The following is a 26,369-nucleotide window of genomic DNA, read 5'->3' as shown; positions in this document are numbered from 1 at the left end:
AGTTAGATTCTCAAAATATGGACGGCAATGCTGTTCAAAATGGCTGTCACATACAGAATTCAAAACCCGAATCCATCCATGAACTTGAACCTAGCTCTGGAAAAGAGCAGGGCGGAGCCGTCGAGCTGGAAGTAGCACCCAAAGAGGTTGCTCAGCCGTTGGCCAAGCCGGAACAGATGAAGGCGTTCCCGCTGTCGATAGTCCTGAAAGCCTGCCCGCAGATTTTGGATTACGGGCCCGGGGGGACGATCTCCCATTGGCGCGAGCTGATGGGAGCCGCGGTGGTGGTTCGATCAATGCTTGGCGTTAGCCCGTCTGCTTACCAGGAAGCTTGCGAGGTGATGGGGCCGGAGAACGCCGCGGTTGCGATGGCTGCAATCTTGGAGAGGGCAGGGCACATCAATTCGGCAGGTGGATATCTCCGCGATCTCACGCGCCGAGCGCGGGCAGGGGAGTTCGGGCTGGGACCGATGCTAATGTCACTGATGCGTGCCAATGCGAACGGCGATCGGAAAACGGGGTGATGGGTTATACGAGGTACCAGGTAGAGGCATGATCGTACGGCAGTGGCGCCGCATTTCATACAGCACTCGTTCCACGGTTTATAGCTGGCGCGCCCTCCCATGAGAGAGCATCACCGAACTAGAGCAGCCTGGCTGCTCTGCCACTCCGTCTCGTTGCGCTATTGTAGTATTCGGATGCTTGCTGAACCGATCGATGCCGGGATTGCTCCATGGCTTCTGGAAGCGGAATGCCGCGATTGGCTGCCTCGGTCAGGTAGCCGGAGCGCAGGCCATGGGCGGAAAACTCCGCCGGGTCCAGCCCTGCCATGAAGGCGCGCTGCTTGACGATATCGTTGATGGCTTTCGGATCCAGCGCGCGCTTTGAGACATTGCCCCAGCGATCGATCGCCCGGAACACACTGCCGCTTTCGATCCTGCCGGCCTCGAGCCAGCCATTCAGCGCATCGACGGGCCGGCCGGTGAGGTAGACAACCTCTTCGTTGTCGGCGCCGCTGGTCTTGGTGCGGCTGAGTTGAATGGACAGCGAGGGCAGGGGAGCTGATCCTTCAACCGGGATAGGTGCTTCCATGACCAACTGCTCCTTACGCAGCCCCGCCACTTCGCTGCGGCGCCTCCCACCGGAGGCAAAGGCAACCATCAGGATCGCCTTGTCCCTGACATCGCGCAGGCTGCCGGCCCGGCAGGTGCCAATCAGCTTCGACAGGACATCGCCTGTCACGGCCTTGACGCTCTTGCGCCGCTTCGGGCGTGGCGTTGCACGCACCGCCAGCCGGATGGCCGACTTGAGGGCAGGGGAGGTGAAGGCACCTTGCAGTCCGCGCCATTTGGTCAGCGTCGACCAGGTTGCCAGACGTCGGCGCACGGTGTCGGGTGCATGGGGGCCTGAAGAACGGAGAAACCCTTGGAGGCGAAGCTTGTCCTCGACCTCGGCCGGCATGCCATGATCCGGATCCGTCAGACGCTTTTCCGGATCCCAGAGGTGATGAGCGACAAACTTCAGCAGCAGCGCTTCCGGCGCGGGCCAGGGGAGTGACCGGCCCGTGGCCGCCAGCGACCAGGCCTGCAGGTAGGCGAGATCGGAGGTGAGCGCGCGCAGTGTATTTGCGCCCATGCCTTCGTTGACGAGATGACGGAGCGTCTCGACATCCTGGTCCGTCAGGAGCTCAGCCAATTCGTTACGGCGTTCCATTGGGAGTACGGCAGCGATGGTATCGAGTTCTTCCACACGTCGCGTAACCACATCGTCGGTCGATTTGGATGTTAGTGGCTTTCGCGTCATCGTATTCCGTCACTTTCAGGAGCACATTTGCAAAAGTTCCGGAAAGCCCGTATATTCCGGAACAAAGGAGATCTGCCATGACGTCGATTGTGACAGCAGCTGCGGTTTCGAAGAATTTCGGTGCCTACCAGGATGCCGCCGTGCGAGAGCCGGTCATCATCACCAAGAACGGCCGGCCGCGCACGGTGCTCATGGCCTATGAAGATTATCTCCGGCTGGCCAAGCGGGACCGTCGGGTCGATCTGACGGCTGCGATCAGTGACGACGAACTGGCCGCGATCGAGGCTTCGATGATGGAGCGGGGCCTGGATCATCTCAATGCCGAACTGCTGATGGACAAGAATGCTGCCGATTGAACCGAAGGTCGGCTGGGTCTTTCGCTATTCCTATCTCTGGCATTGGCAGCATCTGGACGGACGAGAGGAGGGGGACAAGGATCGCCCGGCTCTCGTGCTGGCGATTGTTGCGACGCTTCAGGACGGGACACCTGCAGTGCGTGTCCTGCCAATCACGCACTCGCCACCGTCCGATCCCAGCGAAGCAATCGAAATCCCGCCGGTTACCAAACGCCGCCTGGGTCTCGATGACGAACGATCTTGGATCGTGTTGACCGAGAGCAACCGCTTCGTCTGGCCGGGGCCCGATATTCGCCCTGTTGACAGCGAGAGCGGATATCACGGGCCGCTGCCTCCGGCATTGTTCGAAGAGGTAAAGCGCCGGTTCGTTGAGCTCGCGAGAAGCCAGCGTCACAAGGCGACCATTCGCAGCGATTGAGCTGTTCTTCATCCTTTTGTTCGCCCTCGAATTCTGCGCGTCCTGCAGTGATCTTCGCCGTGATTTGCCACGACTTTAGGCCTTCAGAGCCGTCAGATCAATCACCACCGATAAGGGTTACTTATCGGTGGTGAGCCACCGCGGGCATATAAATGAGAAGTACGGAACCATATTGCCTATATAGCTTTCGCTTAACGGATCATTTACCATAAATTCAATGTCTTACGATCTCGCAAATTTGCCCATCCAGAGCCTGCTGCAGCCAATCTCCGAGGCCGCTGTGGCTTTTAGCTTGCGATTTCAATTGAAGCGCTAAGCGAGAAATTCGGCATTGAAATCTCCGCTTAAGATTTCATGCGGAGAAGGGGAGGGGGCCAGCTAAAGCCCTGAAGCCTTGGTCAAATTCACGCGGAAGCGATCACGTCGTCTTTGATATCGGCGGGTCATCTCTGCGGAAGCGTGCCCCAGTTGCTTCTGGACATACCGCTCATCGACTTCGGCAGAAGAGGCGAGACCAGCACGAAGAGAGTGACCGGAGAACTTAAACGCACGCTCGATCTCGCTGAGATCACCGCGAACGCCGGCAGCCATCGCGGCCCGCTTTACCAGCCGAGCTACTTCCTTGTCATTCAGCCGTTCTGGCCCAACTGCCTTGCCTTGTCCCGTCACGCGACGGAAGAGTGGACCGTGCGCAAGCTTGGCGAACTTGATCCAAATCTCGATCGCGGCGACCGGGCAGGTCGCGTCAGACGAGCCGCGGCCCACCTCAACCTCTCTCCACCCGGTCTTGCCGCGCAGGGTGATGAGCATCCCCTTGTCGAGGATTTCTATCCAGCCGCGCCCGTCTTCGGTCTGGTCTGCCTTCAGATCAAGGCCAACGATCTCGGAGCGACGAAGACCACCGGCAAAGCCGACCAGCAACATGGCACGGTCGCGCAGGCCACGCAGAGAACCGCGATCAAGGGTCTCGACCATGGCGATGATATCCTCTGCCATGACCGCCTCCTTCTGGACGGGCGGCCTGGCATGGCTGTTGCGAATCCCGGCCATAACGGTTGCGATGTGACGGTCCCTACGATCGAGGGCAAGCCCCCGCTGCGCATAATTCCATGACAGGGAGGAAAGGCGGCGCTCGATTGTTGAAACGGAATTGGCTTTGGCTTCTTTCTCGGCCGTCCCGGAGGCGCAGGCGGTGATATAGAGTCCAACTGTTTGCGGGAGCGGGGGGAGCGGAGCAAGATTGGACCGCCGGCACCAAGCAGCAAAATGCTTCCAGTCGGCGGCGTAGGCTTTGCGCGTATTGGCGGAACTGGCGGCTTCAACATAACCCCGGGCGCGATCAGCAAGGCTTGCAAGATGGGCTGGCGTCTGGTTCTGAACGGCGAGAGAGGGGAGGGGGCTTTCGCCCGACACCTCTGGAGCGGAAACATCGCGCTCAGGCGCCGTGCTGAGAGACGGCGCTGAGGTCTCCTCGACGTGAATTTCGGTGTTTTGCTCGATGATTTGGGCCATCTCTCTATAATGAGCATTATGTCCGATAATGCAAGATTATCGGACATTTTATCGTCGCGACAGGCTGTGCGGTTTATTAGGAAATAACTAGCAAAAACCGCACATCTGATTTATGCTGCTGCGCATGGATTCGATCACATCTGCGTCCTCTGCCACCTCCACATGGCCCGGCCACCTCCCAAGCTGGGCGCTGGCGCGTGGCCGTGACATTGACGAGCGGGATGCTGCTTTCGCCGCAGGTATCGCGCTGAAATCACTCGACGATTTGATCCGTTCGAATACACCATGGATAGGCTGCTGGCGTGATCGTCTTGCTCTCAAGTCAGCCGCCGTCGCGGCCAGGATGCTCGGTCGCAACGAGGAAGAGCCCGCGCTGCGGGACGCCGTTTTGTTGACGCCCGCGGACGGTGATCCCGGTCCTGCCGGGAAGCTGTTTTTGGCCACACGAATGCTATCCCGCCGGATCGGCATGCCGGGCACATCGTTTATAAAGGAATTGGCCACGCTTCTATCGATCCGGTGGGACGACAATCTTGCCTCGGTCCCTGATCTCGTTGATTCTGCCATCCAGTCCGGGCGTTCGGCACCTTTCGCGGTGGCGGACCTTATAATGGCGATTTCTGCGGCTCGCCCGGACGCAGAAGTGTTAGCACTTGGTCTGGGCGAGATGGTGCTGGCTCAGAAGCTGAACTGGTCTCAACCAGTTCCCCTGGTGCTACCCGAGCGCTTTGGCCCAGCTTTCCGCACCATCGGTGGCCGGGGTCGCGTCAAGCCGGGTGAGTCAACCTATTCGAAAGCGATCTGCATGGCGATTGTCGATGGCGCCGAACTGGCACTTCGTTCCGCTGCGGAGATCGATCGCCGCGCTAGCCGTTTGTTGGCCATCGCAGCCAAAGTCAGGACCAGAGGAGCTGAACCGGTCATCCGTCGGCTGTTGAACGAAGACGCTGTATCCGCTTCGGCAGCCGGGGCCAGCCTGTCACGATGGGCGGCAAGCCGGCTGTTCGAGCGGCTCGAAGGCTTTGAGGCGATACGCGAGCTCTCGGGCCGGTCCTCCTTCCGAATATTTGGATTGTGACAATGGCAGGAGCGCGCGCAGCCAAACCCCGCCGTAAAGCCGAGGAACGCAAGCAGGAGATCCTGTATGATCGCGAGCTCCTGGACTTGCCGTCGGAAATGCGCTGGCGGGAATGGATGATGCGGGTCGAGGCGGTCATCTTTGCGTCCTCCGAGCCGGTCAGCCGCGAGACTCTGGCGCGGGTGGTCGGCAAAGACTGCAGCATCGACCTGCTGATCGACGACCTGGTCGGAGAGCTGCGAGATCGCCCTTATGAACTGGTCTCGGTCGCAGGCGGGTGGCAACACCGGAGCCGACCAAGGTTTGCCGAGACGATCCGTGCTTCGTCCGCGCCTACGCGAGGCGGTGTGGCAGCGTTGTCTGAATCTGAGGCGATGGTGCTGATGGCTGTCGGATATTACCAGCCAATCACGCGCGGTGAGTTGTCAAAGATATTTGGCAAGGACGTCAGCCGCGATACGATCGGCGGTTTGCGTGGAGCAGGTTTTATCGGCTCCGGCCCACGGAGCCCCACGCCGGGCGCCCCATATACCTATGTCACGACGCCATATTTCCTCTCGGCCTTTGGCATGGAGACATTGCGGGACCTGCCAAATATCGAGGCCCTGGAAGACGCTGGTCTCTTAAGTAAGCAGGGTGGCTCGGTGGATACTGACCCGGCCATCGGGGACGACATGTTGGAAGATTGACAGCTTTCGGCTTGGTACCGCATTGCGCACTTCACAGGTATTGAAGGCGATCCTGCGGGCGACGATCGCTGCGCACGCCGTTGGTGCTTTGGCACAGCATTTTTATTTCCGGACAGATGTCCTGCGTCGCATGACGAGCGGCTAGCATCTGATCCGCGCCTTTCCGGCTGCCGCTGCAGCTTCGGCCATGTTGACGCGGCACCAGACTTCATCTACTCAAGTTTTCGGTAATGGATTCTGCCGGGCCATGGTGGCCGAACCGCTTCGCAGGATGAAGCTGATGACTCCTACTCAATTTGCCGCAGCCGGCAGGGGGGTAGAGTTGTGTCAGATTACCAACTATCGAATTCGATCGTCGTTGTGGCGTGCGCTTTTTCTGGAGCGCTCGCGTGATGATCCGTCAGTTTTCCAGCCTGCGCCTTCAGCAAATCCAGAGCATCGGCAAATGGGTCGCGGTCACCGTCCCGATGGCGATGATTGTCGGGTCCCTTGTCGCCTTTTTCCTCTGGAGCCTTGATCGCGCCACGGAACTGCGCTTCGCCTATCCCTGGCTGATCTTTCTGATGCCGATCGCCGGTTTTGCCATGGTCTGGGCCTACGGGCGCTTCGGCGGGACGGCTGAGGCCGGCAACAATCTTATCGTCGACCAGATCCATGAGCCAGGTGGCGGCGTGCCGCTACGCATGGCGCCCTTCGTCCTCGTCTCGACTGTACTCACCCATCTTGTCGGAGGGTCGGCCGGACGCGAAGGAACGGCGGTTCAGCTGGGCGGTAGTATCGCCAGCGCCCTTGCCAAACTGTTCAAGCTATCAAACGCCGACATCCGCATCCTCCTGATGGCAGGTATCGCGGCAGGGTTTGGGGCAGTCTTCGGAACGCCGATCGCCGGCGCGATCTTTGCGCTGGAGGTGCTGACCATCGGGCGCATGCAATATGAGGCCCTTCTGCCTGCTCTGATGGCGGCCATCGTGGCCGACTGGACCTGTCATGCCTGGGGTATCGGTCATATCCAGTATCATATCGCCTATCTGTCCAATTCCGATATCGGCGGCGCCTTCAATCTCGACGGATGGCTGTTGGCCAAAGTCTCTCTGGCAGGGGTGATATTCGGGTTGGTCGCCCATCTCTTTGCCGAGGCCAGCCACGATCTGTCGGCCCTCTTGAAAAAGGTGATCAGGTACGCGCCGCTAAGGCCCGTCCTCGCAGGGCTGGTCCTGATCGGCCTGACCTATCTTCTTGGAACTCGAGCCTATCTTGGCTTGGGGGTCTGGTCGCCTGATCCGGCGGACCCGACCATTCTCGGCTTCTTCCGCCCTGATCACGTCGATTACTGGAGCTGGTTGTGGAAGGCACTGTTCACGATCATCACACTCTCGGCCGGCTTCAAGGGTGGTGAGGTGACGCCGCTGTTTTTCATCGGTGCAGGGCTTGGCAGTGCGCTCGGCGGGCTTCTCGGCGCCCCGGTCGATTTGATGGCGGGACTTGGCTTCGTCGCCGTCTTTGCTGGCGCAACGAACACGCCACTTGCCTGCATGGTCATGGGGATTGAACTCTTCGGGGCCACCCATGGCGTCTATATCGCCACCGCCTGCTTTCTCGCCTACCTCTTCAGCGGCCATTCGAGCATCTATTTGTCTCAGCGTATCGGCGTCGTCAAATCGGCTGGTTCGGACCTGCCGACCGGTGTTCCGGTGCGCGCGATCCGCACGAAGGGCGGCAGAACGCCCGCGCCTGTGGCAACGCATGCAAATTCCCTCTCCATTCACGCCAATCTGACCGAAAGGCCTATCGTCATGACCCACACCGTCTCCTCACGCGAATTCGGCATGGTGCGCATCTATCTTCGCCCAGGGGAGAAAGTGAAGGCGGCTAAGCGCTGGTTCGGCAGCAAGCCGCTCTATCGTGAACTTGTGATCCAGGCGAAAGCGGCAGGGATCATCAATGCGGTCGCTCATCACACGACGTTCGGATACAGCAACCACGGCAAGATGCAGTCAGAAGGTGTGGAGATCCAGAACCCCAATCTCACCATGTGCGTCGAACTGATCGCGCCGAAGCAGGATCTCGAGACCTTCTGCCGGACGCACGGTGAGTTGCTATACCGCAAGGTGGTCATCTACAAGCATATCGAGCAGTGGGAAGTCCTGGGTGAAGAGATTGCGGCGCAAGACGCGCTGTCGGGTCGCTTGTCGTCATCCAGCACGTTCTGAGGAAGCGATCATGGGATTTGTCATCGTATTTCTGGGTGCAGGCGTCGGTGGTGCCGTCCGCCATGGTGTGAACCTTATAGTGGCCCATCTGCTCGGACTTGGTTTTCCATGGGCAACCTTATCGATCAATATCATCGGGTCATTGCTGATGGGTATCCTGACGGAGATTTTTGTCATGCGAACCGGGCTGCCGCAGGAACTGCGGTTGTTTCTGACAACCGGCATTCTTGGCGGTTTTACGACCTTCTCGACGTTTTCGCTGGATGCTGTAGGGCTTTGGGAAAGGGGAGAGACTAGCGCCGCCATCCTCTACGCCAGCGCTTCTGTCATCCTGGCATTCATTGCAGTGTTCGCTGGCATGGCGCTGGTGCGTGGTATGGTTGGAGGTCAAACGGCATGAAAAGTATTCTTCTTGGCTGGCCCTTCTGGGCGCTATTGTCGGCTGGCTTTGCGGCAATGACGGCTATCTTCGCAAAAGTCGGGGTCGAAAACGTCAATTCCGATTTCGCGACTTTCATTCGCACGATCGTCATTCTGGCCGCCGCCGGGATGATGGTCTATGTCACCGGAAACTGGCAATCGCCGGGTACGGTGTCCGGCCGTAGCTGGAGTTTCCTTGTTCTATCGGGCCTGGCAACCGGCGCGTCGTGGATCTGCTATTTCCGGGCGTTGAAACTCGGTGATGCCGCACGCGTTGCGCCGATCGACAAGCTCAGTGTCGTCTTTGTCGCAATCTTTGCCGTACTCTTTCTGGGGGAGCGTCTGTCGCTCCCCAATTGGCTTGGCGTCTGCCTGATTGCCTGCGGCGCTGTCCTCGTCGCTTACCGCGCCTAGAGCAGACCAGATGTCGAACCCACTCCGTCTCCCCATCTGGCAGGTCTGGTACGCGTGGCACGCAGTTCTACCAGAGGATGATCGTATATTCTGGCTGGAAGTCGTGTGGAGGCGATGGGAGCCGACGGATGGGCGATGGCGGTATCGCTCATTTCGAACACGAGACGAACGGGACGCAGAAGCTGCGTCGCAGGAAATCTGAATCAGGAGGAACACCATGCACGTTGTTGCGCTCATCCCACATCCTAAAACAGCCCTTTCCAGCCTGCTGATCGCCGACGCTGCATCAGCGGTCGAACCGGGATCAACAATCACGGCGCTCCATGTTTGCGTCGATCCCGCCAAGTCCGGAGGCAGTGTAGAGGAAGTCGACATGCAGGAAATGCGGATCCGCGATGAGGGCACGGCCTCTCAGCGACGGAACGAGGTCAGAAAGATCTTCGAGGAGTGGTCGGCAGGGCGTGAACCGTCGCCGGCTGGCGCCAAGGTCGAGTGGGTGGAAGCTGATGGTGGAGAAGAAGACGGTGTCCGCAATCATCTCGGATCGGCCGATCTGGTGACCATCGCCCGCCCGCAATCGATGGACGGCGGCGACGCCCTGCATGCGGCGCTCTTCGATCATCATAGGCTGGTGGTTTTTACGCCGGATACTAACGGAACTGCGGTTTCTTTCGGCCGCTCGATTGCCATTTTCTGGAGGGACGATGACGAAATACGTTCTTGCCTTCAAAAGGCCAGAGCTTGGCTCCGCGCTGCTGATACATTGGTAATTCTCGCAGCACACGAGAACGAAGTCCCAGAGGCGGTTGGGTTCATTCAGTCACTGCATGTCAGCGGGACAGGGCGGCTGCAGACCTCCGTGGCGAAAAACGCCGACGAATTTCTGGAAAAGGCCAATAGGGGCGGTGCCGATACACTTTTGATGGGCGCCTACCGTCATGGCGCATTTCTTGAGGCCGTCTTTGGCGGGGCCACGAAGACAGTGATGGACCACACAAGTTTGCCCGCTTTTCTTTGCCATTAGGCCCAAATACGACGCATCTTCATGTGGAACTTCGCCCAAGGAATCCGTTCTACAAGCAAAAAAGAGTTCCATATCCTTGAGCGCAGTGAAAGAGTGAAAAATTATTTTGCTGCCGGGTGGAATAACGCGTGATTGCCAGCGTCTCTCTGCTGTCATTTCAACAAGGAGATCACACTATGCGCAAAACAGTTCTGATGGCTCTGCCGCTCGCTTTTCTCATGTCTACCGGTGCAGCCCTTGCTGGCCCTGCCATGGACATGGCCAAGACCCGTATCGAAGCGATTGCCAAGGGCGATGTCGCGACAATCACCAAAGACTACGGCAAGGATCCTTCCCTTGCCTGGATTGGTGGTCCGCTCGACGGCACTTATGCGTCGGAAAAGGCGATTGCGGAAGTCTGGGCCAAATTCTCGACGGCACAGGGCGAACAGACCGCCACAGTCGGTGAACTCTGGGAGGCAGCCAATCCCAAGGGCGCGACCGTTGCCGCGAATGTTGTCTTTGCCGGCAAGAACAAGGTTCCCGTTCTTTACATCATGACCTATCGTGACGGAAAACTTGTCGACGAAATCTGGCAGGTCAACCCGCCTGCAAAGTAAGGCGACGGGTGGCCATGCCGGCTTCGCCGGTGTGGCCACCGATCCGAAGGGCTGATGATGTCGACAATGGCGATGCGACTGGAGGCTGAAATACCGGCATTGCGACGCTATGCCTTCGCGCTTCTGCGTGATCACAACCGCGCCGACGATCTCGTGCAGGATTGCCTTGAGCGTGCGATATCACGCTGGTATCTGCGCCGGACTGATGGTGACCTGCGGGCATGGCTGTTTACCATCATGCGAAACCTGCACATTTCGGCTGGACGCCAATCCCAGCGCCGGGGTCCACACCACGACCTCGATACCGTCACGCTCCCCGGATCGCCAGCCGATCAGGATCATGGCATTGCCGTGCGCGATATACTCGAAGCGCTCGATAGGCTTTCCGACGATCAAAAATCGCTTCTGCTTCTGGTCGGCGTCGAGGATCTGTCCTATGAGCAGGCTGCTGCCGTCATTGGTGTGCCGGTCGGAACCGTGATGTCCCGGCTGTCGCGCGCCAGGCAGAAATTCCGATCTATCCTAGACAACAAGACGCCCGCGACCTTGCGAAGGGTAAAATGATGAACACCGGTTCGCCGATCGGCGAAGATGATCTTCAGGCTTACATCGACGGAAAGCTACCGCCTGACCGTCAGGCGCTTGTCGACGCCTATCTTGCTGGTCATCCTGAAGTGAGCGCAAGGGTCACGCAACAGCTTGCGGACCGGGAAGCCTTACGTGTGCGGCTGTCTGAAAAATTCGCAGAGCCCATTCCAGCGCGGCTGCGCATCGCCAACCTTCAGTCCAACGCAGCTTTGCGAAGACGAGGCTGGTATCGCTCCGCCATGACCGCTTGCATCTTCCTGGGAATAGGCCTGGCCGGTGGCTGGTGGCTAAAGCCTGAAGGCGTGCAAATCAACGCAGCGCGATTGTCCGAGGCGGGTTTTGCCGCGAATGCATCTGACGCCTATCGGACCTTCGTGGTCGAAGTAGCCCATCCGGTCGAAGTTGGAGCGGATGACGAGGCACATCTGGTCACATGGCTGTCGAAGCGATCCGGCCGGGCACTGACGCCACCGAACCTTTCGGCATTCGGGTATAAGCTGCTCGGCGGACGCGTCCTTCCGGGCGGTGGCGCTGCGGCTGCACAACTCATGTACGAGGATGACAAAGGCGAGAGGCTGGCCGTTTATCTACGCGCCGGCCAATCAGCGCAGACAGCGTTCACGTTTGAAGAGAAAAACGGCGTGTCCAGCTTTGTCTGGGTGGATCAGGGGTTCGATTTCGCGGTATCCGCCTCGGTCGATCGGGCAAAGCTCCTTCCGATCGCAACTGCGATTTATCAAGGAATGATTTGAAACCGGGTCAATCTCAATGTCAAAAATGACTGCGGCATTGTACGAACGCCGCAGTCAACTTGTTTCGGGGTTGCCTTTAACAGGCAGCCAAACTGTTAGTTGCTCTGCAAGACCGTAGTTGCTGACGGTTCTGTTCCCTCAACGAGGATAACCTTAGGTGTCTTGGAGGCTTCGCCCGGTTTAACGATGGAGCGGGTCGGACTGGTGGCCGATGCCATCGCGGCACCTTTGGCATCCGTCTTGAACGCCACGATCGGTTCCGGCTGACCTTCGAACAACAGCGCATAAGCCGTGTCCGGCTTCAATTTCGATACGCTGAGATCTACGATATCGATCAGGCCAAGATTGCGCGAGACGACCATGCCGCCGCCTTGCGCATCTGCGGCAGGCTTCAGCATAAGTGTGATGTTCTCCGGCATGTCCTTGCGTGGTTCAAGGTTTTGGCGGCCATCGCCTGTCGGGACCGCATCCGGAACGTAGATCAGCGCTTGTGGGGCCTGGCCTGAGGGGATATGGGCGATCTTCTCATTCTTCTGCGTGTCGATCACGTCCACCGCGTCGCCGTTTTCAAGGCCAACAAAGACGCGGCTGCCGTCGCCAGAACCCCAGACACCGTGCGGCAGGGCGCCGACGGGAATGGTGGCTATCAGCTTGGCCTCGTCGTCTAGCGTGTAGACTTTTACGACGTTCTCGCCGCCGATGGTCACATAAGCCAATGTTCCGGTGGATGTTTTGGCGAACGCCAGATGGTTGGTGATCGGACCGCTATCGATCACGCCCTTGACTTTCAATGTCTTGGTATCAATCCGCGTCACCTTGCCGACATCCTTGTGGGTTAGCCAAGCTTCCTTTCCATCTGGCGTCACCTGAATGAAAGGCGAGAATGGCGAGACCACCGGAATGGATGCAAGCAGCTTTTTCGACGCTACATCGAACACCTGAACGACCGGATTGAAGCTGTTGGCCACAAAGGCGCGCTTGCCGTCTGGCGTAAAGATCGTCATGCCGGGACCGCTTTCGGTCTTGATGCGATCGGTCTCCTTGAATGTCTTCGCATCGATGACCGAAAGGTAATCCTCGCCCCGCACTGTTGCCCAGACGTGTTTGCCATCCGGCGTGAAGAAGGCCTCGTGCGGGTTGCGGCCGATATAGGCGACGCCTTTGATCTTGTTTGTCTCGGTATCGATGAAGGTCACGGAATTGGTCACGGTCGAGACGGCGACGATAGTGCGGTGATCCGGCGAGAAGCCAAGGCCGTGGACGTTGACCTCACCCTTGTAGAGCGGGCTCAAGACATTCGGGCGTGGGTCGCCGAGCTTGATCAGGCCGAGAAGCGTGTTGGTCGATGGATCGATGACAGATACGGTGTTGCTGTTCTGGTCAGCAGCATAGACCCGGTCCTTGGATTCGGGCAGGGCAAAGGCTGGGGTGCTCGCCATCAGGGCGATCAGCAGGGCTGCGGAACGTTTCATTTCGAAGTCTCCGGGTTGGCGGCGACGGAGCCGCGCTGTTGTGTGAGCATCGAATTCATCAACTGAATTTCGTAAGCCTGCTCTGTGATGATCGACTGGGCGAGGTTTCGGATCTGCGGATCTTTGGTGGTGAGCAACATAGCCTTGGCCATGTCGATGGCGCCCTGGTGATGTGGGATCATCTGCGCCAGAAAATCGTGGTCTGGATTGCCTGTTTCGGGTACCGCCATCATGCCGGCATGCATTTTGTCCATGGCGACCTTCATGCTTTTGGAGAACGCAGTGGAAGTGCCGCTATCTTCCATGCTCATCGCCGGATGGTGGTCGTGGGACTGCTCAGCAGTTGCACTTCCCACAATGGCAAAACTGGCAACAAGTATGAAACTGTAGACGCGCATGGCGGAATCCTTTTGGCTTGAGTGGATAAGAACGCTGTGGGTCGCCGTTTATTCCATTGCTCATCCGTATTTTTCCTCACGTCGGCGTGAGCGGTTGGCACGCGCGGCACTATGCCGGTCTGCGCTAAGAATTATGGAAGGCGGATCTTGACTCGAAGCGTGCCCAAATACTGCTTGCTCATATGCCGCCAAGAGGATCACGCGCGTTGCATCTAATCTGCATGTGAACGATGTCTGAGGGCGATACCCGCAGCGGATTGCGGTATGGAGAATGAACGGCCGGTTGGAACAGGGCGAAAAAGCAGACATTCTAAGCCGTTCGACGACGGCGCCCAGTCGTCCGTCTTTTCAGAGGAAAACCAGCCTGGTCGATCGTAGGAAAACTTCCCTCAGAGAATTCCGCCACTCTCAGATTTTGGTTTCACTCCAGGCTGGCGGTGGCTTTCATGACTGCTTTAGCGACCTCGTTGAAACTCATTTCAATCCGAACCTGTTGGCCGTTGACGAAAAACGATGGCGTGCCGGCCACGCCGAATTTTTTGTTCGCTTCGGTCGTCGCAGCATTGAGCTTGTCGAGATAGGCCTGATCGGCGACAGCGCGATCGAAACCCGCGCGGTTGATGCCCATGCTAGCGGCGATCTCGCGCAATGCATCCTCGGCATTGGCAGCGCCGGCAATCTCATCGAATTTCGTCATGAAGGACGATACCGTCTCGTCGAATTTGTCTCGGCCCCGCGCATTCGCCAGCATGAAGATAACGGCATCCACCGAGTTTCGCACGAAGGGCCGGTAAGCGATCTTCAACTTACCCGATGCGACATATGTATCCTGCAGTTTCGGCAGGTCTCGTTCATGGAAGTCGATGCAGTGGCTGCAGGTTGGGGAGGAATAGACGACAAGCGTCACTGGAGCGGTCTTCTCGCCAACGAAGCTGTCTTGGAATACGGCCGGGTTCATCAAATCCTGCAAGGTTTCGGCCTTGGCCGATGTCACGCATCCCAAAGCAATGCCGACGATCACGGCCATCATACGAAACGTCATGTCTTCTCCTGTTCGGTTACGAGAAAAAACACTCCGGCATGAGCAATGCCGGAGTGTTTCGATCATCAGTCGGCCTTGAGGCAGGGCGAGACGAAGAGCGAGCGGTCAAGAGTGCCCTTGATCGTCTTGGCCGCGACCAGCAGCCACATGCAGACAAGTGCAATAACAAGAACCGCGCCAAAGATTGCGATAGACGACATCGGCACCATCGTTGAGAGACGAAGCGTGGCGACGGCAAACACGCCAAGCGGGAAGGTATAGCCCCACCAGCCGATATTGAATGGCAGGCCCTCGCGAAGGTAGCGCAAGGTGATCAGGACAGCAGTCGCCAGCCACCAGATGCCGTAGCCCCACAGGAGGATCGCGCCGAGGAAGCTGGCACCACCGAAGGCCGGAGCAACGCTCGCCAATCCATTCGCCGACAACACGGCGGGTCCGGCCTGGCTCATGACGAGAAGACCAAGGGCACCGGTTCCGATCGGGCCGAGAGCCAGCCAGCTCGAGGCGGCCATGTTGACATGCGGAAGCTTGTGGACCGCCATGCGCAGGAAAAGGATCACGAGCACGCTCATGGCCAGCGGAACCGAGCAGGCCCATAGGACCAGGCTGGTCATCAGCACCGTCAACTGCGTTTGAGCGTCGGCGATGTGGGGCAAAAGCAGGCCACCGCTGACGGCCGCCACCTCGCTCGCCACGATCGGCAGCAGCCAGACCGCTGTCATTTGGTCGATCGAGTGCGATTGGCGCGTAAACATCATGAACGGGATTGCAAGACCGCAGGCCAGCGAAAGTGTGACGTCGATCCACCAGAGCATCGTTGCGATCGCCACCGCCGTGTCGCCGATATGCGGGATGCCGTAGATCAGAAAGCCATTGATGATGGTTGCCAGTCCCATCGGGATGCAGCCAAAAAACATCGACACGACAGAATGCGAGAAGACGCGGCTTGCCTCATGAAAATAGAGCAGCCAGCGTGCCGTGTAGAGCGTTGTGCAGGTAACAAATAGCAGGATATTGAAGAGCCAAAGCGCCTGACCCATCGCGAAAAGCCACGGATGCCCAGGAAACTGTGCGAGAGCGACCGAAAGGATGCCGGTACCCATCGTGGTCGCGAACCAATTTGGCGTAAAGTTCCGTATGACGTAGCCCTGCATAGGAACGTCCGGGGCTGGCGTGACCGGCCTCTTGAAGGCAACAACCTTGTGCATCGAATTTCTCCTGATCGTTGAGGAGAAAATACGAGGGTAGATCAATCAGTTCCAACGCATATTTCAGGATATTTCGATCGCTGTTTTCGATTGATCGAGTTTTGCGGCGGCAGCTTCGAAAGCCGCGTGAAGGCGGTCGCGCAGCGTCGGCGAGGTATTGATCAGCGTCGGGCTCGGATGGGGGCAGAGGATCACCTCGATGCCGGCATCCACCAGTACACCTTCAGCACCGCTCGCCACCGCGCCCGCCAGGATGGCGACACGTAGGTTCGGCAGCAGCGGCAGAAGGCCTGCAAGTCCCATGATGCCCTCGCGCCGCTCGCTGGCCACGATCGAGCCTCGGGTTGCGCGGACCCACGGGACCGTATTCCACAGAACGATGTCTCGGCGCGATATCCCTGCGCCAGTCAGCGCCGTGCGCAGGTTCTTCGCCGTGCCGGTCGGGTTATCGATCGAAACGAAACGCCGGCCGCGTTCGACCGGACTTGGTCCAGGCGTCTCCAAAATGATCAGCAGTCTTGCGCTGATACCGCCATCGTATGGATCGAAGTTCGGCATATCCCGGTCGGAGTTAAGCTGAAGGTGCTCCCGGAAGGCGTTCAATGGCTGCATATGCGCGCTGTCAAGCGCGGCCAACCGCTCCTCGCGTCGATGCTCGTGCCAGAGCGTATCAGGTCCGCGATAGGTCATCGTGTCTGTTCCGACAACAGGGCTTCGAACGCATCGGCCGCCTTGGAGCGATACCGCTCCTTATGCCGGAGCAGGAAGAATGGGCGCGGAAGCGGAGAAGCATTGGCCTCGACCAGCAGGCCGCTGTTGAGTTCGGTCTGGGCAGCACTTCGCGATGTCAGTGTTGCCCCCATGCCGGCCTCGACTGCGCCGAGCACGGCCTCGTTTCCGGGCAGGACAATTGCAACGTTCAACGCCTGCAGCCTCAATTTCTCTTTCGTCATCATCGTCTCGAAGGCGAGCCGTGTTCCCGATCCGGGCTCGCGAAGAACCCATGTCGCGTCTTCAAAATCGGCCTTTCCGAGCTTTTTGCCTTTGGCCCATGGATGAGTTGGCGACACGACGAGGATCATCTCATCCGTGGCGATCATGCGCGACAACAAGGCCGGTCTGTCGACCGCGCCCTCTACAACGCCGAGCTCAACCCGCCCTGCCTCAACCGCGTCGCCTACCGCCTCGGTATTGCCGATCCTGACGTCGAGACCGAGACCAGGATAGCGTGCGTGGAAAGTCGCAAGCCTGGAAGGCAGCCAATAGGCGCCAACAGTCTGGCTCGCCATAACAGACAATTCCCCGCGCAAAAGTCCGGCAAGGTCGCTTAGCGCAGACTCGGCGGCTTTCGCTTCAGCCAAGACCTGAAGTGCATGCTCGAGAAAGATCGTTCCGGTTTGGTTTAGGACGATAGAACGACCGATCCGGTCGAACAAAGCCACGCCGTGCCGTTCCTCAAGCGCGATGACCGCAGCACTGACGGCCGACTGCGTCATGTTCATCGCTTTGGCAGCCTTGGTGATGTGCTGTTGGCGGGCGACTTCGGCGAAGATGCGCAACTGGTCGAGGGTCATGAAGATAGCAACCTTGAATCTGCTCCGAGTTATAATCGATTTTTCCGAATGTTCGTAGCAAAATTATGCGATGGAACTGATGCAGAATGGCGCTAGTTTTCTCCTACCAGACACGGAGGAAATACCATGCTGAAATCCATCATCACCGGCGCGGCGATTCTTGTCGCCACGACAGCACCAACGCTTGCCGCCGATATCCACGTCTATGGTCCCGGTGGACCACTCCCTGCCATGAAGGAGGCGGCAGCCGCCTTCGAGAAAAGCTCCGACAACAAGGTTATCGTTACCGCCGGCCCGACGCCGCAATGGATCGGCAAGGCTAAAGACAATGCCGACCTGATCTTCAGCGGCTCCGAGACGATGATGTCGGATTTCGTGAAGGCGATGGACGGCCAGATCAAGGACGCTGATGTCGTGCCGCTCTACCTGCGCCCATCCGCTATCCTGGTGCGTCCGGGGAACCCGGAGAAGATCACCGGCCTCGCCGATCTGTTCAAGCCCGGCCACAAAGTGCTTGTCGTCAATGGTGCCGGGCAGAACGGTCTTTGGGAAGACATGGCCGGACGAACCGGCGACATTGAAAAGGTGAAAGCTCTTCGCGCCAATATCAAGACGTTTGCCGCCAACAGTGCCGAAGCCAAAAAAGCCTGGACCGAGGACAAGTCTTACGACGCGTGGATCATTTGGAACATCTGGCAGGTCGCCAATCCAAAACTCGCAGATGTCGTCGAGGTCGAACCGGACTATCGCATCTATCGAGACACCGGGATCGTGCTGACTGAGCGCGGAGGCAAGAATGCCGACGCCAAAGCGTTTTCGCAATTCCTTCAGGGCCCTGAGGCCAAGGCGATCTTTGCCAAGGCCGGCTGGACCACGCCCTCGAAATAACCCTATACCGTCTCAGGAAAGATAACGACAATGCAATCCACTCCCAAAAAGATCGCTGTGACCGGTGCTGCCGGCCAGATCTGCTATTCCCTGCTGTTTCGGCTGGCGAATGGTGACCTTTATGGCAAGTCGCAGCCGATCGAACTTCGACTTCTCGATCTGCCTCAAGCCCAGGACGCCGTACGCGGCGTTGTCATGGAGCTGGAAGACTGCGCCTTTCCGCTGCTGCACAACATCGTCATGACGGATGATCCCCGCCAGGCGTTCGAAGGTGTCGATGCGGCGTTCCTCGTCGGCTCCAGACCGCGATCAAAGGGTATGGAACGGCGGGACCTGCTTGCTGCGAATGCAGAGATCTTCAAGGTGCAGGGCAGGGCGATCAACGAAGTCGCCGGACGCCGGGCCAAAATTTTGGTGGTTGGCAACCCTGCCAACACCAACGCTTCCATCCTGATCGCCAATGCTCCGGACTTTAACCCAAGGCAGGTCAGCTCGATGATCCGGCTTGATCACAACAGGGCGTTGACCCAACTGGCGCGCAAGGCCGCCTGTGGCGTCGGCGACATCGACAAGCTCGTTGTGTGGGGCAATCACTCGCCGACCATGTTTGCCGACTGGACCTATGCAACGGCTGCCGGAAGGCCCTTATCCGAGACCATCGCCGACGACCATTGGTACAAGGAGGTGCTGATCCCTGAGATCGCAAGGCGTGGCACCGCCATCATAGAGGCGCGCGGCGCGTCGTCCGCGGCATCCGCCGCCAATGCAGCGATCGATCAGATGCGTGATTGGATGCATGGCACGGATGGGCGCTGGACATCGATGGCTGTTATATCGCAGGGGCAGTATGGCATACCGGAGGGTCTGGTGTGTGGCGTACCTGTGATGTGCGAGGACGGTGATTATAGCGTCGTTGAAGGTCTCGATCTGGACGGGTTTCAGAAGAGTAAGCTGGACAAAACGATAGAAGAGCTTGTCGGAGAGCGCGACGCCTTATCCTGATATGGTGGGATGGGGAGGCTGGCACAGAACCTGTGCGGAGATTGCACGCCTGTTCTCCGCAAAATTTCTGAGAATAGGCGCCAGCCTCCGAAGAGGCGAATGCCGCCACGACGATCAGCGAGCTGCAGCTTGACGGGCTGGTTCAATTTTATCTTTCATAATCCGCTTCGACCGCCGAATGGGAAGGACGAAGCCCTCATCCAGATAGGCGTCGTCGGGGATGAAGCGCTCGAACAAGCGTATCCGGCTGGAAACCGACATAGTCGGTAGAACTGCGATCAAATCTTGTCGCCAAGGCCATTTCGGCGGATTGTTCGTCGCCAGGATGTTCGCCACTGTACCGATAGAACGATTGATTATCTGTTCAAAGTATTGCGCTTCAATGGTCACCGGCACCTTGGATGCCCGCCGCAGGTCATAAGCGCAAGAGGTGCAGACATGCTGGCCGACAAGCCGTGGCTGAGCGAAGGCAGTAATTCCGCGGTGGCACGATGGGCAACGGTCGCGTAATCCGCACCCGTGGATAAAGCAGGAGATTCTAGTCGAGTGTCGCCATCGCCTCCGAAAATATGGGGGCTGATCAGAATCGAGGCACGCAGGACAGAATTGCAGCCACGTCGAAGCAGCACGACGGGCTTTGATGACCAGTGGTAGCGGCATGTGTCTGTAATCACATGGCTGCAAGGCCATTGACGACAATCGGTCTCTCGGAATTCCAGATCCCTCCGAGAGCTGGTCCAAGACATCGTCCTGAAGTTTTAAATCGAACCTGGCAGACCACATTCTGTGGCGCAGTCCAAGAACGCGCGCAAAATCTCGCGGTGCTACGCCATTGGCAGAAGCGATCCGATGTAACCAGCTCGACAGGAGTTCGTCGGCGTGTGGTTCTACTTTAACCGGCCACCGTTCATACACAACGTCCCGGTAGCGCTCCTGCGGAATGACCACCATCAGTGACGGCCCAAGCAGGCTCAAAGAAGCGCCTCACGAATGGGCCCATGCCGTCTTTTGGACAGCGGAATGTACCGCAGGTTATCGATGGAGGATCTGGTGATACGTTCGTCTCCCTCCTGGATTGCTGCAATCGCGGCCTTGGTCAGGATCGCGACGATCTCTCCGATCAGCCCCTCGGAAAGACCAAGAATGTGTCGGGCCTTTCGCTCCGCCGACAGATCCGAGCTGCGTGCGAGGGGCAAGGCGGCCTCGAGACTGTCCAACAATGACAGGTAGGCCTCATCGTACGACCAGCGCGGAATCGGAAAGAGTTCGAACCGACTCGCCATCTCGCTGGTTGCACATATGTAGTCGTAAACCGTGACCTCTCCGACCAGAACCGGCGAGATATCGTATTGCCGACCAATGCGACGCAGAAATGCGAAGACTGCTTCAACGTCACGCGGCCGGCCCCTAAGCGCGTTGTGGAATTCGTCAAAGATTAGGACCTTCGGCCTGAGCGCCGCAAGGAGATGGTCGAGCTGCTCCGCTTTGCGTCCGACAGTCCACACATCGCCGCCCGGCGCGTTGAGCGCGTGGAGAATGCTGGCGTAAAAATGGCCAAGTCCTGCACCTTCCCGGGTCTGGACGATCCAGACCTTCTGGTCTGCGGAGGCCTTCAGGCAATCCACGGCAAATCGTTCGACGATCATCGTCTTGCCATTGGCGTAAGGCCCGACAATCATCAGCCCTTGCGTGCGCAGTGAAGGAGGGCGTGACAACAAATCCGATAGCCGCTGATGGCTTTCGATCGCAGCTTGATGCCCGATCCACCTCGGAGCTCGGATATACGCGATCCGCTCCTCAATGGTGCGGTCGAGATAGGGGCGAACATGTTCGAAGAGGTGATCTTCCATAGCCGACTACCAGTCTTCGACCTGTAGTCGGGCCTTTGGCCGCTCTTGCTGGATCGTTTGTATCGGAACTGATTCCGATGTTTCAGCCATTCGTTTTTCCGCGGGCGCGGCATAAATGCCCCGCGCCGCATTGCGCAGCCGGCGCTTTGAAAGCCCGGCGGTGTTTGCAATCGTGGTCATTTCCCGGCGCAGCGAGACGATCTCGACGCTGGATCGGCCGCTCAAGTCGCGCCTCCGTGCCCTTTCGGCCCGATGCTCCCACAGTGTGATACTGGCGACCACGCCATCTCGCCGCTCCACTGCCCGAAACACTTGTGTTTCGGGGTCGCGAACAAAGATCTGGCTTATATTGCGGGGATCGTATCGCACTTCGAGCTTACTGAGCCGATCTCGTTCCGGCACCAGCCTGCCAATCCAACTCGAATAGTAGTGCAGCGCGAACAGACTGATCCCTTGAGGCGACAATTGCCTCTGACCGGCCGGCAAGAAGGAGAGCAGCACATGGTGCTGGTCGTCGATGATATGAGGGTGGCCTGACGCACGCTGCTCCCACTCCTTGACGGGAATGTTCAGCGTTTTCGGATTTTGATGGCGATTATGATCCAGGATCGCCAGGACCACGCACCGCTCCAATTCGGAAAATGAGAGGCGGGCACGGTGTTCGGCAGGATATTCGTCACGAGCTGCCACGGAACGTTTCGTGGTGCCCGGTAATGTTGCCAACACACCGTTCAGCTTTCCTAGAAGCCGTTCCACGACGCCGCCGTGGTGAACCCGAGCGCGATCCCGATATCGAATGCGGATCCCGTATTCGTCGCAGCCTCGCTGAAAAGCATGCCCCTTGAACTCCATCGCCGAGTCGGCCACAAGCAGCCGGGGCCTTCCATACATTGGCCAGTCATGGCGAATATCGCGCGATGCGAGCCAGCCATCCTTGGGGCAAATCGCCTGCGCAAGGCAAAGCGCCACCGACAGCACCGAGGGTTTTTCCAGCGATAGGCAAAAGCCCAGGATGGCACGGGTGGCAACGTCGGTCACCAGTGTCAGATACGCCCGCCCGACGAAAACCCCGGCCCCATCGATGACCTCGACAAAATTTACATCCGTCGGCGTGTGGTCGATCTGGCAGACATCCAATGGGTTTGTTGCATGGATGTATCCAGGCCGTGGCTTCAGCCGCAACAAATGTTTCGGATTGGCCGAGCGCTTCCTCGCGATCGTTTCGGCTGAAAACAATTCAGGGATCCTGCGCGCGACAGTGACATACGATGGCTGGGACAGGCCTGCCTCCTCGCAGCGCGCGGATTTCGGCGACGACCGGAGCCAATGGCGGCGCTTCGAGGGTGAGCCACTGCTCCTGCAAAGTTCTCGCAACGATAGCTTCGACGTCCGCCGAGATCCGCTTTCGCCGGGGGCCGGATGTGCGCGGCAGGAGCGCGGTCACCGTTCTGTCGGTTCGATATCGGGCCAAGAGATTGTATATTTGTCGGGACGACAGCCTCAATTCCGCAGCAGCGCGGTCAATGGCCGATTTGCGCGAACCGTATCCTTCCAGGATGCGATCCAGTTGGTCCGCGAGCCTGCGCGCAGCCGCCCAATCGGCTTCAGTAGATTCACGGGCAGGTGTCGATCGGCAATATTGAAATGGATTTGGCACATCTGGCCTCATCGAAATCGTTAGCGATAATCGTTCCTACCAATAACGCCTAACTCTAACAGCCTAATGACGATTTCCAGTTTGAAACCTCAAAGTAAAAGCCACACCGGGGTCGCGCTGACACGGCGTCACGACACGAAAGTGGTGAATCTGTCCGACTTTTGAGAACGTATCCAGAACTCAAGTTGGTTTAACCGCAGATGTCGTTGCTTTTTCGGCCCTGAGAGCTTCGTAAAGCGCAGTTTTGCCTATTTTGACGCGGGCCGCGGCCTCCCGGACGTTCAAACCGGCCGCCAGATGCTGGCGGGCTTTGGCTAGTTTCTCCGGGGTTACGACGACTTGTCGGCCACCGCGTCGGCCGCGTTCCTCTGCGGCTTGTAGACCGGCACGTGTTCGTTCCCTGATCAGATCGCGCTCGAACTGTGCCAGCGCGCCGAACAGGTGGAACACCAGTCGACCGCCCGATGTCGTCGTGTCGATGTTTTCGGTGATGGATCGGAAGCCGACGCCTTTGGCCTCCAGTTCGGTGATGATCTCAATGAGGTGCTTCATCGACCTACCGAGGCGGTCGAGCTTCCAGACTGTGAGCGTGTCGCCGTCGCGAACGTAGCGGATCGCCTCCGCCAGTCCGGGCCGGTCAGTCTTCACGCCGGATGCCTTATCCTCGAACAGTCTTTCACAGCCCGCTTTGCGCAAAGCGTCGAGTTGCAGGGCGGTGTCCTGGTCGCCGGTGGAGACCCTTGCATAGCCGATGGAGGTCATGAGACCTGGTTTGTCCGTTTTCTCGTTGAACTCGGACAATGTCCGATTTGGCGTTCAAGCACAAGGTTTGCGGACAAAAACTGTTGATGCCGCGAAACGGTCGTTTGTCGGACATGTGTTTTCCAGTTCGCTGCGGTTTCCGCAACGAAACTGGAAGCCGAGACAATGGCCAGAAGAGCATTGCTGAGCGAGATATGGTGGCAACAGGCGACAACCATCCCGCAGGACGAAAGAGAGATCGCCAAACATTACACGCTGGACCGCCCGGATCTCGACCTGATCATGCGGCAGAACAAGGCCTCGAACAGGTTGGGCCTTGCCTGTGTCATAGCCTTGCTGCGATATCCCGGCCGGCCGCTTGCGGATGGCGAGGTCTTGCCGTTTGGCGTTTTGCGGTTTCTGGCAGGGCAGATTGGCGTCGATCACCGCGAGATCGATCGTTATTTCGAGCGCCCGCAGACCCGGCGTGAGCATCTCGCCCTGCTTTTCGACAGGATGAAGATGCGTCCTTTTGTGCCCGCGGACGTGAAAGCGCTTACCGGCTGGCTGACGCCTGCCGCGCAAACGCTGCGCCAGGCCGATGCTCTGGCGGATATGGTGGTGGAGGAATTGCGGCGCCGGCGAATTCTTCTTCCGGCGCGCGCGGCGCTCGAAGCCATCCTTCATTTGGCAATCCGGCGCGGGATTCGCATAGCCCATCGGGCGCTGGCGAGCGGCTTGTCGGAGGCTCACAAGCTCGATTTGGACAAACTTCTCGACGCGCGTGACGGGACAAGCGTCACCGTCCTCGCTTGGGCCAGGACACCGGCATTGTCGCCAGCCGCCGTCAACCTCGACAGGATAGCCGAGCGCATTCGCTTTCTTCGGTCCATGAGCCTACCGGCGACGTTGATGGAGCGCATTCCGGCCAAGGTCTTTGATGAATTGGCCGCAGAGGGGATGCGAATGAGCGCGCAGCATCTACGCGATCTCAACCCCGAACGCCGGCATGCCGTGTTGGCCGCGACGGTACTGCACCTTTCCCGCCATCTGACCGACGGCGCCATCGACATGTTTAAGAAACTCATGGGCGTCCTGACGCGACGGGCAGACAATCAGGCAACCGCCCGCATCACTCGTTCCGTGCGGGAGGTTCAGAAACAGCTGAGGGACGTTTCGAGAGTTTGCCACGCGATCATTGACGCCAAGGAGAAAGGCCAAGATATTGCCAAGGCGCTCGAACAGGCCGTTCAATGGCCGGCCTTCGCGACCAGTGTCCAGGCGGTCGATACGCTGATCGCGCCGGATGTCATCGACGGTAAAATCGAAATGCTCCAGCGCTATCCGACGATCCGGAAACTGGCGCCGCAATTCCTGTCGACCCTCGTGTTCCGCGGTCACGCCGTGGCGGCGAATCTCTTGCGCGCGCTCTCCGTGATTGCCGATCTCTACCGCACAGGGAAACGGGCAATACCGGACAACGCTCCCACATCCTTCGCACCGAAAGGCTGGATGCCGCTCCTCCTTCAGGATGGCAAGATTGATCGCCGGGCTTACGAACTCTGCCTGTTTAGCGAGTTGAAGCGCCGGCTTGATGCGGGCGATGTCTGGGTGGAGGGGGCGAAGCGCTTCCAGTCATTCGAAAGCTTTCTCATTCCCACGCCGACATTTGAGCTGATGCGCGAGGAAGGTCCACTTCCGGTCGCCGTCGATACCGACGTGGAAACCTATCTCAGCCAGCAGCGCAAGATTCTGAATGAGGGATTGGCTGACCTCTCCCGTCTTGCAGCCGTCGGCGAACTCGATGATGTCGAACTGACCGAGGCTGGATTCAGCGTCAGGCCGCACAAGGCGATGTTTCCAGACATCGCCAAGTCGCTGAAGCGACAAGTGGAAAGCCGTTTGCCCGCAATCCGCATCACCGATCTTTTGCTCGAGGTGGATGCTCGCACGGGATTTTCCAACGCTTTCACACATCTACGCACCGGTCGGTGGGCCGACGACAAGCTCGCTTTGCTCACCGCAATCCTGGCGGACGGTATCAATCTTGGCCTGACGAGAATGGCCGATGTTTCACCCGGGTTGACGATGCGTCAGCTCGCCTGGGCGCATGACTGGCACATTCGCGAGGAAGGCTACAACGCCGCTCACGCCATCCTCGTCAACGCCCAGAAGCAATTGCCTCTCGCGAAGCTGTGGGGCGATGGAACAACATCATCCTCAGACGGACAATATTTTCCGGCGGGAGGCCATGCCGAGGCGATTGGCGATCTCAACGCGCGGTACGGCCCCAACCCCGGCGCCAAATTTTACCGCTTTACGTCTGACCAGTACGGCGCTTTCCACATCATCGCCATGAACGCCAATGCGAGCGAGGCCATCTATGTTCTCGACGGACTGCTCTATCACGGCAGCGATCTCGCCATCGAAACGCACTATGTCGATACCGGCGGGGTCAGCGACATAAGTTTTGCGCTTTGCCACCTTGTTGGTTTCCAGCTTGTACCTCGGCTGCGCGGCCTCAAGGATCGCAAGCTTTATCTCTTCCCGGGCGATACGCCGCCCGAAAATCTTGCATCGCTCGTTGGCGAGCCCATCAACATCGAGCGGATCAAGGCAAATTGGAACGATATCCTCCGCCTCGTCACGACGATCCGTTCCGGCCAGGTCCGGC

Annotated in this window: 26 protein-coding genes, 3 pseudogenes and 1 riboswitch; of the genes and pseudogenes, 16 read left to right on the top strand and 13 right to left on the bottom strand. The window is 58.6% G+C overall.

From position 1 onward, the window contains the following. On the top strand, positions 1-524 hold a 524-nt coding region (gene repC / locus MUU53_RS19900; protein ID WP_247262427.1), incomplete at its 5' end, for a plasmid replication protein RepC. 118 nt (positions 525-642) lie between these two features. Here the strand turns inward: repC and MUU53_RS19895 are convergent. Then, positions 643-1,803 carry a site-specific integrase gene (locus MUU53_RS19895; RefSeq protein WP_247262426.1) on the bottom strand — a complete coding sequence of 387 codons (1,161 nt, stop codon included), beginning with the start codon at positions 1,801-1,803 and terminating at the stop codon, positions 643-645. Positions 1,804-1,880: 77 nt separating this feature from the next. Here MUU53_RS19895 and MUU53_RS19890 point away from each other — a divergent pair, with 77 nt between their 5' ends. Then, positions 1,881-2,159: a type II toxin-antitoxin system Phd/YefM family antitoxin gene (locus MUU53_RS19890; RefSeq protein ID WP_112828854.1), complete on the top strand. Its 279-nt coding sequence runs from the start codon at positions 1,881-1,883 to the stop codon at positions 2,157-2,159. Next, positions 2,146-2,577, top strand: a complete 432-nt coding sequence (locus tag MUU53_RS19885) for a plasmid maintenance toxin (PemK-like) (protein WP_244713794.1) — start codon at positions 2,146-2,148, stop codon at positions 2,575-2,577. The genes MUU53_RS19890 and MUU53_RS19885 overlap by 14 nt, the downstream gene beginning before the upstream one ends. A 378-nt stretch (positions 2,578-2,955) precedes the next feature. Here MUU53_RS19885 and MUU53_RS19880 read toward each other — a convergent pair whose 3' ends face one another. Further along, positions 2,956-4,089 (bottom strand): site-specific integrase, encoded by a 1,134-nt coding sequence (locus tag MUU53_RS19880; RefSeq protein ID WP_165137474.1) that lies wholly within the window; start codon positions 4,087-4,089, stop codon positions 2,956-2,958. 124 nt (positions 4,090-4,213) lie between these two features. On the opposite strand from MUU53_RS19880, the gene MUU53_RS19875 reads away from it, so the two are divergent. The 10 genes and pseudogenes from MUU53_RS19875 (at position 4,214) to MUU53_RS19825 (ending at position 11,863) form a co-directional block, all read left to right on the top strand. After that, positions 4,214-5,167: a DUF1403 family protein gene (locus tag MUU53_RS19875; RefSeq protein ID WP_081177393.1), complete on the top strand. Its 954-nt coding sequence runs from the start codon at positions 4,214-4,216 to the stop codon at positions 5,165-5,167. Positions 5,168-5,169: 2 nt separating this feature from the next. Then, positions 5,170-5,856, top strand: a complete 687-nt coding sequence (gene scpB / locus MUU53_RS19870) for an SMC-Scp complex subunit ScpB (protein WP_075627909.1) — start codon at positions 5,170-5,172, stop codon at positions 5,854-5,856. Between the two features lie 31 nt (positions 5,857-5,887). Further along, positions 5,888-6,001 (top strand): annotated as a pseudogene (locus MUU53_RS19865) (cytochrome b); the annotation flags it as partial. Between the two features lie 72 nt (positions 6,002-6,073). Then, a riboswitch (Fluoride riboswitch) is annotated at positions 6,074-6,153 on the top strand. 95 nt (positions 6,154-6,248) lie between these two features. Beyond that, positions 6,249-8,066 (top strand): voltage-gated chloride channel family protein, encoded by a 1,818-nt coding sequence (locus MUU53_RS19860; protein WP_165137471.1) that lies wholly within the window; start codon positions 6,249-6,251, stop codon positions 8,064-8,066. Positions 8,067-8,076: 10 nt separating this feature from the next. Then, the gene (crcB, locus tag MUU53_RS19855) at positions 8,077-8,466 is read left to right on the top strand and encodes a fluoride efflux transporter CrcB (RefSeq protein ID WP_165137468.1); all 390 of its coding nucleotides are present in this window, start codon (positions 8,077-8,079) and stop codon (positions 8,464-8,466) included. Further along, entirely contained in the window at positions 8,463-8,900 is a 438-nt protein-coding gene (locus MUU53_RS19850; protein ID WP_075627912.1) for an EamA family transporter, read from the top strand. The genes crcB and MUU53_RS19850 overlap by 4 nt, the downstream gene beginning before the upstream one ends. A gap of 217 nt (positions 8,901-9,117) precedes the next feature. Then, a complete protein-coding gene (locus tag MUU53_RS19840) occupies positions 9,118-9,924 on the top strand; it encodes a universal stress protein (RefSeq protein ID WP_165137465.1) in 807 nt (268 codons plus the stop codon). A gap of 176 nt (positions 9,925-10,100) precedes the next feature. After that, positions 10,101-10,523, top strand: a complete 423-nt coding sequence (locus MUU53_RS19835; RefSeq protein ID WP_140831805.1) for a nuclear transport factor 2-like protein — start codon at positions 10,101-10,103, stop codon at positions 10,521-10,523. 57 nt (positions 10,524-10,580) lie between these two features. Next, entirely contained in the window at positions 10,581-11,087 is a 507-nt protein-coding gene (locus MUU53_RS19830; RefSeq protein WP_165137655.1) for a sigma-70 family RNA polymerase sigma factor, read from the top strand. Further along, a complete protein-coding gene (locus MUU53_RS19825; RefSeq protein WP_165137462.1) occupies positions 11,084-11,863 on the top strand; it encodes an anti-sigma factor family protein in 780 nt (259 codons plus the stop codon). The genes MUU53_RS19830 and MUU53_RS19825 overlap by 4 nt, the downstream gene beginning before the upstream one ends. A gap of 95 nt (positions 11,864-11,958) precedes the next feature. Here MUU53_RS19825 and MUU53_RS19820 read toward each other — a convergent pair whose 3' ends face one another. The 6 genes from MUU53_RS19820 to MUU53_RS19795 all read right to left on the bottom strand — a co-directional run bounded on the left by MUU53_RS19820 (position 11,959) and on the right by MUU53_RS19795 (position 17,557). Further along, positions 11,959-13,335: a YncE family protein gene (locus MUU53_RS19820; protein ID WP_165137459.1), complete on the bottom strand. Its 1,377-nt coding sequence runs from the start codon at positions 13,333-13,335 to the stop codon at positions 11,959-11,961. Further along, the gene (locus MUU53_RS19815) at positions 13,332-13,733 is read right to left on the bottom strand and encodes a DUF305 domain-containing protein (protein WP_165137456.1); all 402 of its coding nucleotides are present in this window, start codon (positions 13,731-13,733) and stop codon (positions 13,332-13,334) included. The genes MUU53_RS19820 and MUU53_RS19815 overlap by 4 nt, the downstream gene beginning before the upstream one ends. Before the next feature lie 421 nt (positions 13,734-14,154). Next, the gene (locus tag MUU53_RS19810; protein WP_165137453.1) at positions 14,155-14,775 is read right to left on the bottom strand and encodes a DsbA family protein; all 621 of its coding nucleotides are present in this window, start codon (positions 14,773-14,775) and stop codon (positions 14,155-14,157) included. Between the two features lie 65 nt (positions 14,776-14,840). After that, complete coding sequence (locus MUU53_RS19805; RefSeq protein ID WP_165137450.1) at positions 14,841-15,983, bottom strand: TDT family transporter; 1,143 nt, start codon at positions 15,981-15,983, stop codon at positions 14,841-14,843. Positions 15,984-16,046: 63 nt separating this feature from the next. Then, on the bottom strand, positions 16,047-16,673 hold the full coding sequence (locus MUU53_RS19800) for a uracil-DNA glycosylase family protein (RefSeq protein ID WP_165137447.1): 627 nt from the start codon (positions 16,671-16,673) through the stop codon (positions 16,047-16,049). Continuing rightward, positions 16,670-17,557, bottom strand: coding sequence for a LysR family transcriptional regulator (locus tag MUU53_RS19795; RefSeq protein ID WP_247262425.1), 888 nt, complete (start codon positions 17,555-17,557; stop codon positions 16,670-16,672). Before MUU53_RS19795 ends, MUU53_RS19800 begins: the two co-directional genes overlap by 4 nt. A 126-nt stretch (positions 17,558-17,683) precedes the next feature. Here MUU53_RS19795 and MUU53_RS19790 point away from each other — a divergent pair, with 126 nt between their 5' ends. Together MUU53_RS19790 and MUU53_RS19785 are read left to right on the top strand one after the other, a co-directional pair. Next, the gene (locus tag MUU53_RS19790) at positions 17,684-18,445 is read left to right on the top strand and encodes a substrate-binding domain-containing protein (protein WP_140831800.1); all 762 of its coding nucleotides are present in this window, start codon (positions 17,684-17,686) and stop codon (positions 18,443-18,445) included. Positions 18,446-18,475: 30 nt separating this feature from the next. Then, a complete protein-coding gene (locus MUU53_RS19785; RefSeq protein ID WP_075627923.1) occupies positions 18,476-19,447 on the top strand; it encodes a malate dehydrogenase in 972 nt (323 codons plus the stop codon). A gap of 114 nt (positions 19,448-19,561) precedes the next feature. Here the strand turns inward: MUU53_RS19785 and MUU53_RS19780 are convergent, their stop codons facing one another. From MUU53_RS19780 to MUU53_RS19765, 5 genes and pseudogenes are all read right to left on the bottom strand, one after another. After that, on the bottom strand, positions 19,562-19,843 hold the full coding sequence (locus MUU53_RS19780) for a hypothetical protein (RefSeq protein WP_236769788.1): 282 nt from the start codon (positions 19,841-19,843) through the stop codon (positions 19,562-19,564). A 171-nt stretch (positions 19,844-20,014) separates the two neighbouring features. Next, positions 20,015-20,398: pseudogene (locus MUU53_RS23435) on the bottom strand (TniQ family protein); the annotation flags it as partial. Between the two features lie 20 nt (positions 20,399-20,418). After that, entirely contained in the window at positions 20,419-21,297 is an 879-nt protein-coding gene (locus MUU53_RS19775; protein WP_075627925.1) for a TniB family NTP-binding protein, read from the bottom strand. Positions 21,298-21,303: 6 nt separating this feature from the next. Further along, positions 21,304-22,966 (bottom strand): annotated as a pseudogene (locus MUU53_RS19770) (Mu transposase C-terminal domain-containing protein). A gap of 168 nt (positions 22,967-23,134) precedes the next feature. Then, a complete protein-coding gene (locus MUU53_RS19765; protein ID WP_247262424.1) occupies positions 23,135-23,716 on the bottom strand; it encodes a recombinase family protein in 582 nt (193 codons plus the stop codon). Between the two features lie 165 nt (positions 23,717-23,881). Between MUU53_RS19765 and MUU53_RS19760 the strand changes: the two genes are divergently transcribed. Further along, on the top strand, positions 23,882-26,369 hold a 2,488-nt coding region (locus MUU53_RS19760; protein ID WP_247262423.1), incomplete at its 3' end, for a Tn3 family transposase.

The sequence above is a fragment of the Affinirhizobium lemnae genome, from assembly GCF_022968395.1.
GTDB classification, from domain to species: domain Bacteria; phylum Pseudomonadota; class Alphaproteobacteria; order Rhizobiales; family Rhizobiaceae; genus Neorhizobium; species Neorhizobium lemnae.
Note: the sequence above shows the minus strand (reverse complement) of the source record. Positions and strands in the feature narration are given on the sequence as shown.

What these genes read in the sequence shown, in the direction of transcription:
- MUU53_RS19895 (WP_247262426.1), bottom strand. Translation starts at nt 1,803, where the DNA reads ATGACGCGAAAGCCACTAACATCCAAATCGACCGACGATGTGGTTACG.
- MUU53_RS19890 (WP_112828854.1), top strand. Translation starts at nt 1,881, where the DNA reads ATGACGTCGATTGTGACAGCAGCTGCGGTTTCGAAGAATTTCGGTGCC.
- MUU53_RS19885 (WP_244713794.1), top strand. Translation starts at nt 2,146, where the DNA reads ATGCTGCCGATTGAACCGAAGGTCGGCTGGGTCTTTCGCTATTCCTAT.
- MUU53_RS19880 (WP_165137474.1), bottom strand. Translation starts at nt 4,089, where the DNA reads ATGGCCCAAATCATCGAGCAAAACACCGAAATTCACGTCGAGGAGACC.
- MUU53_RS19875 (WP_081177393.1), top strand. Translation starts at nt 4,214, where the DNA reads ATGGATTCGATCACATCTGCGTCCTCTGCCACCTCCACATGGCCCGGC.
- scpB (WP_075627909.1), top strand. Translation starts at nt 5,170, where the DNA reads ATGGCAGGAGCGCGCGCAGCCAAACCCCGCCGTAAAGCCGAGGAACGC.
- MUU53_RS19860 (WP_165137471.1), top strand. Translation starts at nt 6,249, where the DNA reads ATGATCCGTCAGTTTTCCAGCCTGCGCCTTCAGCAAATCCAGAGCATC.
- crcB (WP_165137468.1), top strand. Translation starts at nt 8,077, where the DNA reads ATGGGATTTGTCATCGTATTTCTGGGTGCAGGCGTCGGTGGTGCCGTC.
- MUU53_RS19850 (WP_075627912.1), top strand. Translation starts at nt 8,463, where the DNA reads ATGAAAAGTATTCTTCTTGGCTGGCCCTTCTGGGCGCTATTGTCGGCT.
- MUU53_RS19840 (WP_165137465.1), top strand. Translation starts at nt 9,118, where the DNA reads ATGCACGTTGTTGCGCTCATCCCACATCCTAAAACAGCCCTTTCCAGC.
- MUU53_RS19835 (WP_140831805.1), top strand. Translation starts at nt 10,101, where the DNA reads ATGCGCAAAACAGTTCTGATGGCTCTGCCGCTCGCTTTTCTCATGTCT.
- MUU53_RS19830 (WP_165137655.1), top strand. Translation starts at nt 10,581, where the DNA reads ATGTCGACAATGGCGATGCGACTGGAGGCTGAAATACCGGCATTGCGA.
- MUU53_RS19825 (WP_165137462.1), top strand. Translation starts at nt 11,084, where the DNA reads ATGATGAACACCGGTTCGCCGATCGGCGAAGATGATCTTCAGGCTTAC.
- MUU53_RS19820 (WP_165137459.1), bottom strand. Translation starts at nt 13,335, where the DNA reads ATGAAACGTTCCGCAGCCCTGCTGATCGCCCTGATGGCGAGCACCCCA.
- MUU53_RS19815 (WP_165137456.1), bottom strand. Translation starts at nt 13,733, where the DNA reads ATGCGCGTCTACAGTTTCATACTTGTTGCCAGTTTTGCCATTGTGGGA.
- MUU53_RS19810 (WP_165137453.1), bottom strand. Translation starts at nt 14,775, where the DNA reads ATGACGTTTCGTATGATGGCCGTGATCGTCGGCATTGCTTTGGGATGC.
- MUU53_RS19805 (WP_165137450.1), bottom strand. Translation starts at nt 15,983, where the DNA reads ATGCACAAGGTTGTTGCCTTCAAGAGGCCGGTCACGCCAGCCCCGGAC.
- MUU53_RS19800 (WP_165137447.1), bottom strand. Translation starts at nt 16,673, where the DNA reads ATGACCTATCGCGGACCTGATACGCTCTGGCACGAGCATCGACGCGAG.
- MUU53_RS19795 (WP_247262425.1), bottom strand. Translation starts at nt 17,557, where the DNA reads ATGACCCTCGACCAGTTGCGCATCTTCGCCGAAGTCGCCCGCCAACAG.
- MUU53_RS19790 (WP_140831800.1), top strand. Translation starts at nt 17,684, where the DNA reads ATGCTGAAATCCATCATCACCGGCGCGGCGATTCTTGTCGCCACGACA.
- MUU53_RS19785 (WP_075627923.1), top strand. Translation starts at nt 18,476, where the DNA reads ATGCAATCCACTCCCAAAAAGATCGCTGTGACCGGTGCTGCCGGCCAG.
- MUU53_RS19775 (WP_075627925.1), bottom strand. Translation starts at nt 21,297, where the DNA reads ATGGAAGATCACCTCTTCGAACATGTTCGCCCCTATCTCGACCGCACC.
- MUU53_RS19765 (WP_247262424.1), bottom strand. Translation starts at nt 23,716, where the DNA reads ATGACCTCCATCGGCTATGCAAGGGTCTCCACCGGCGACCAGGACACC.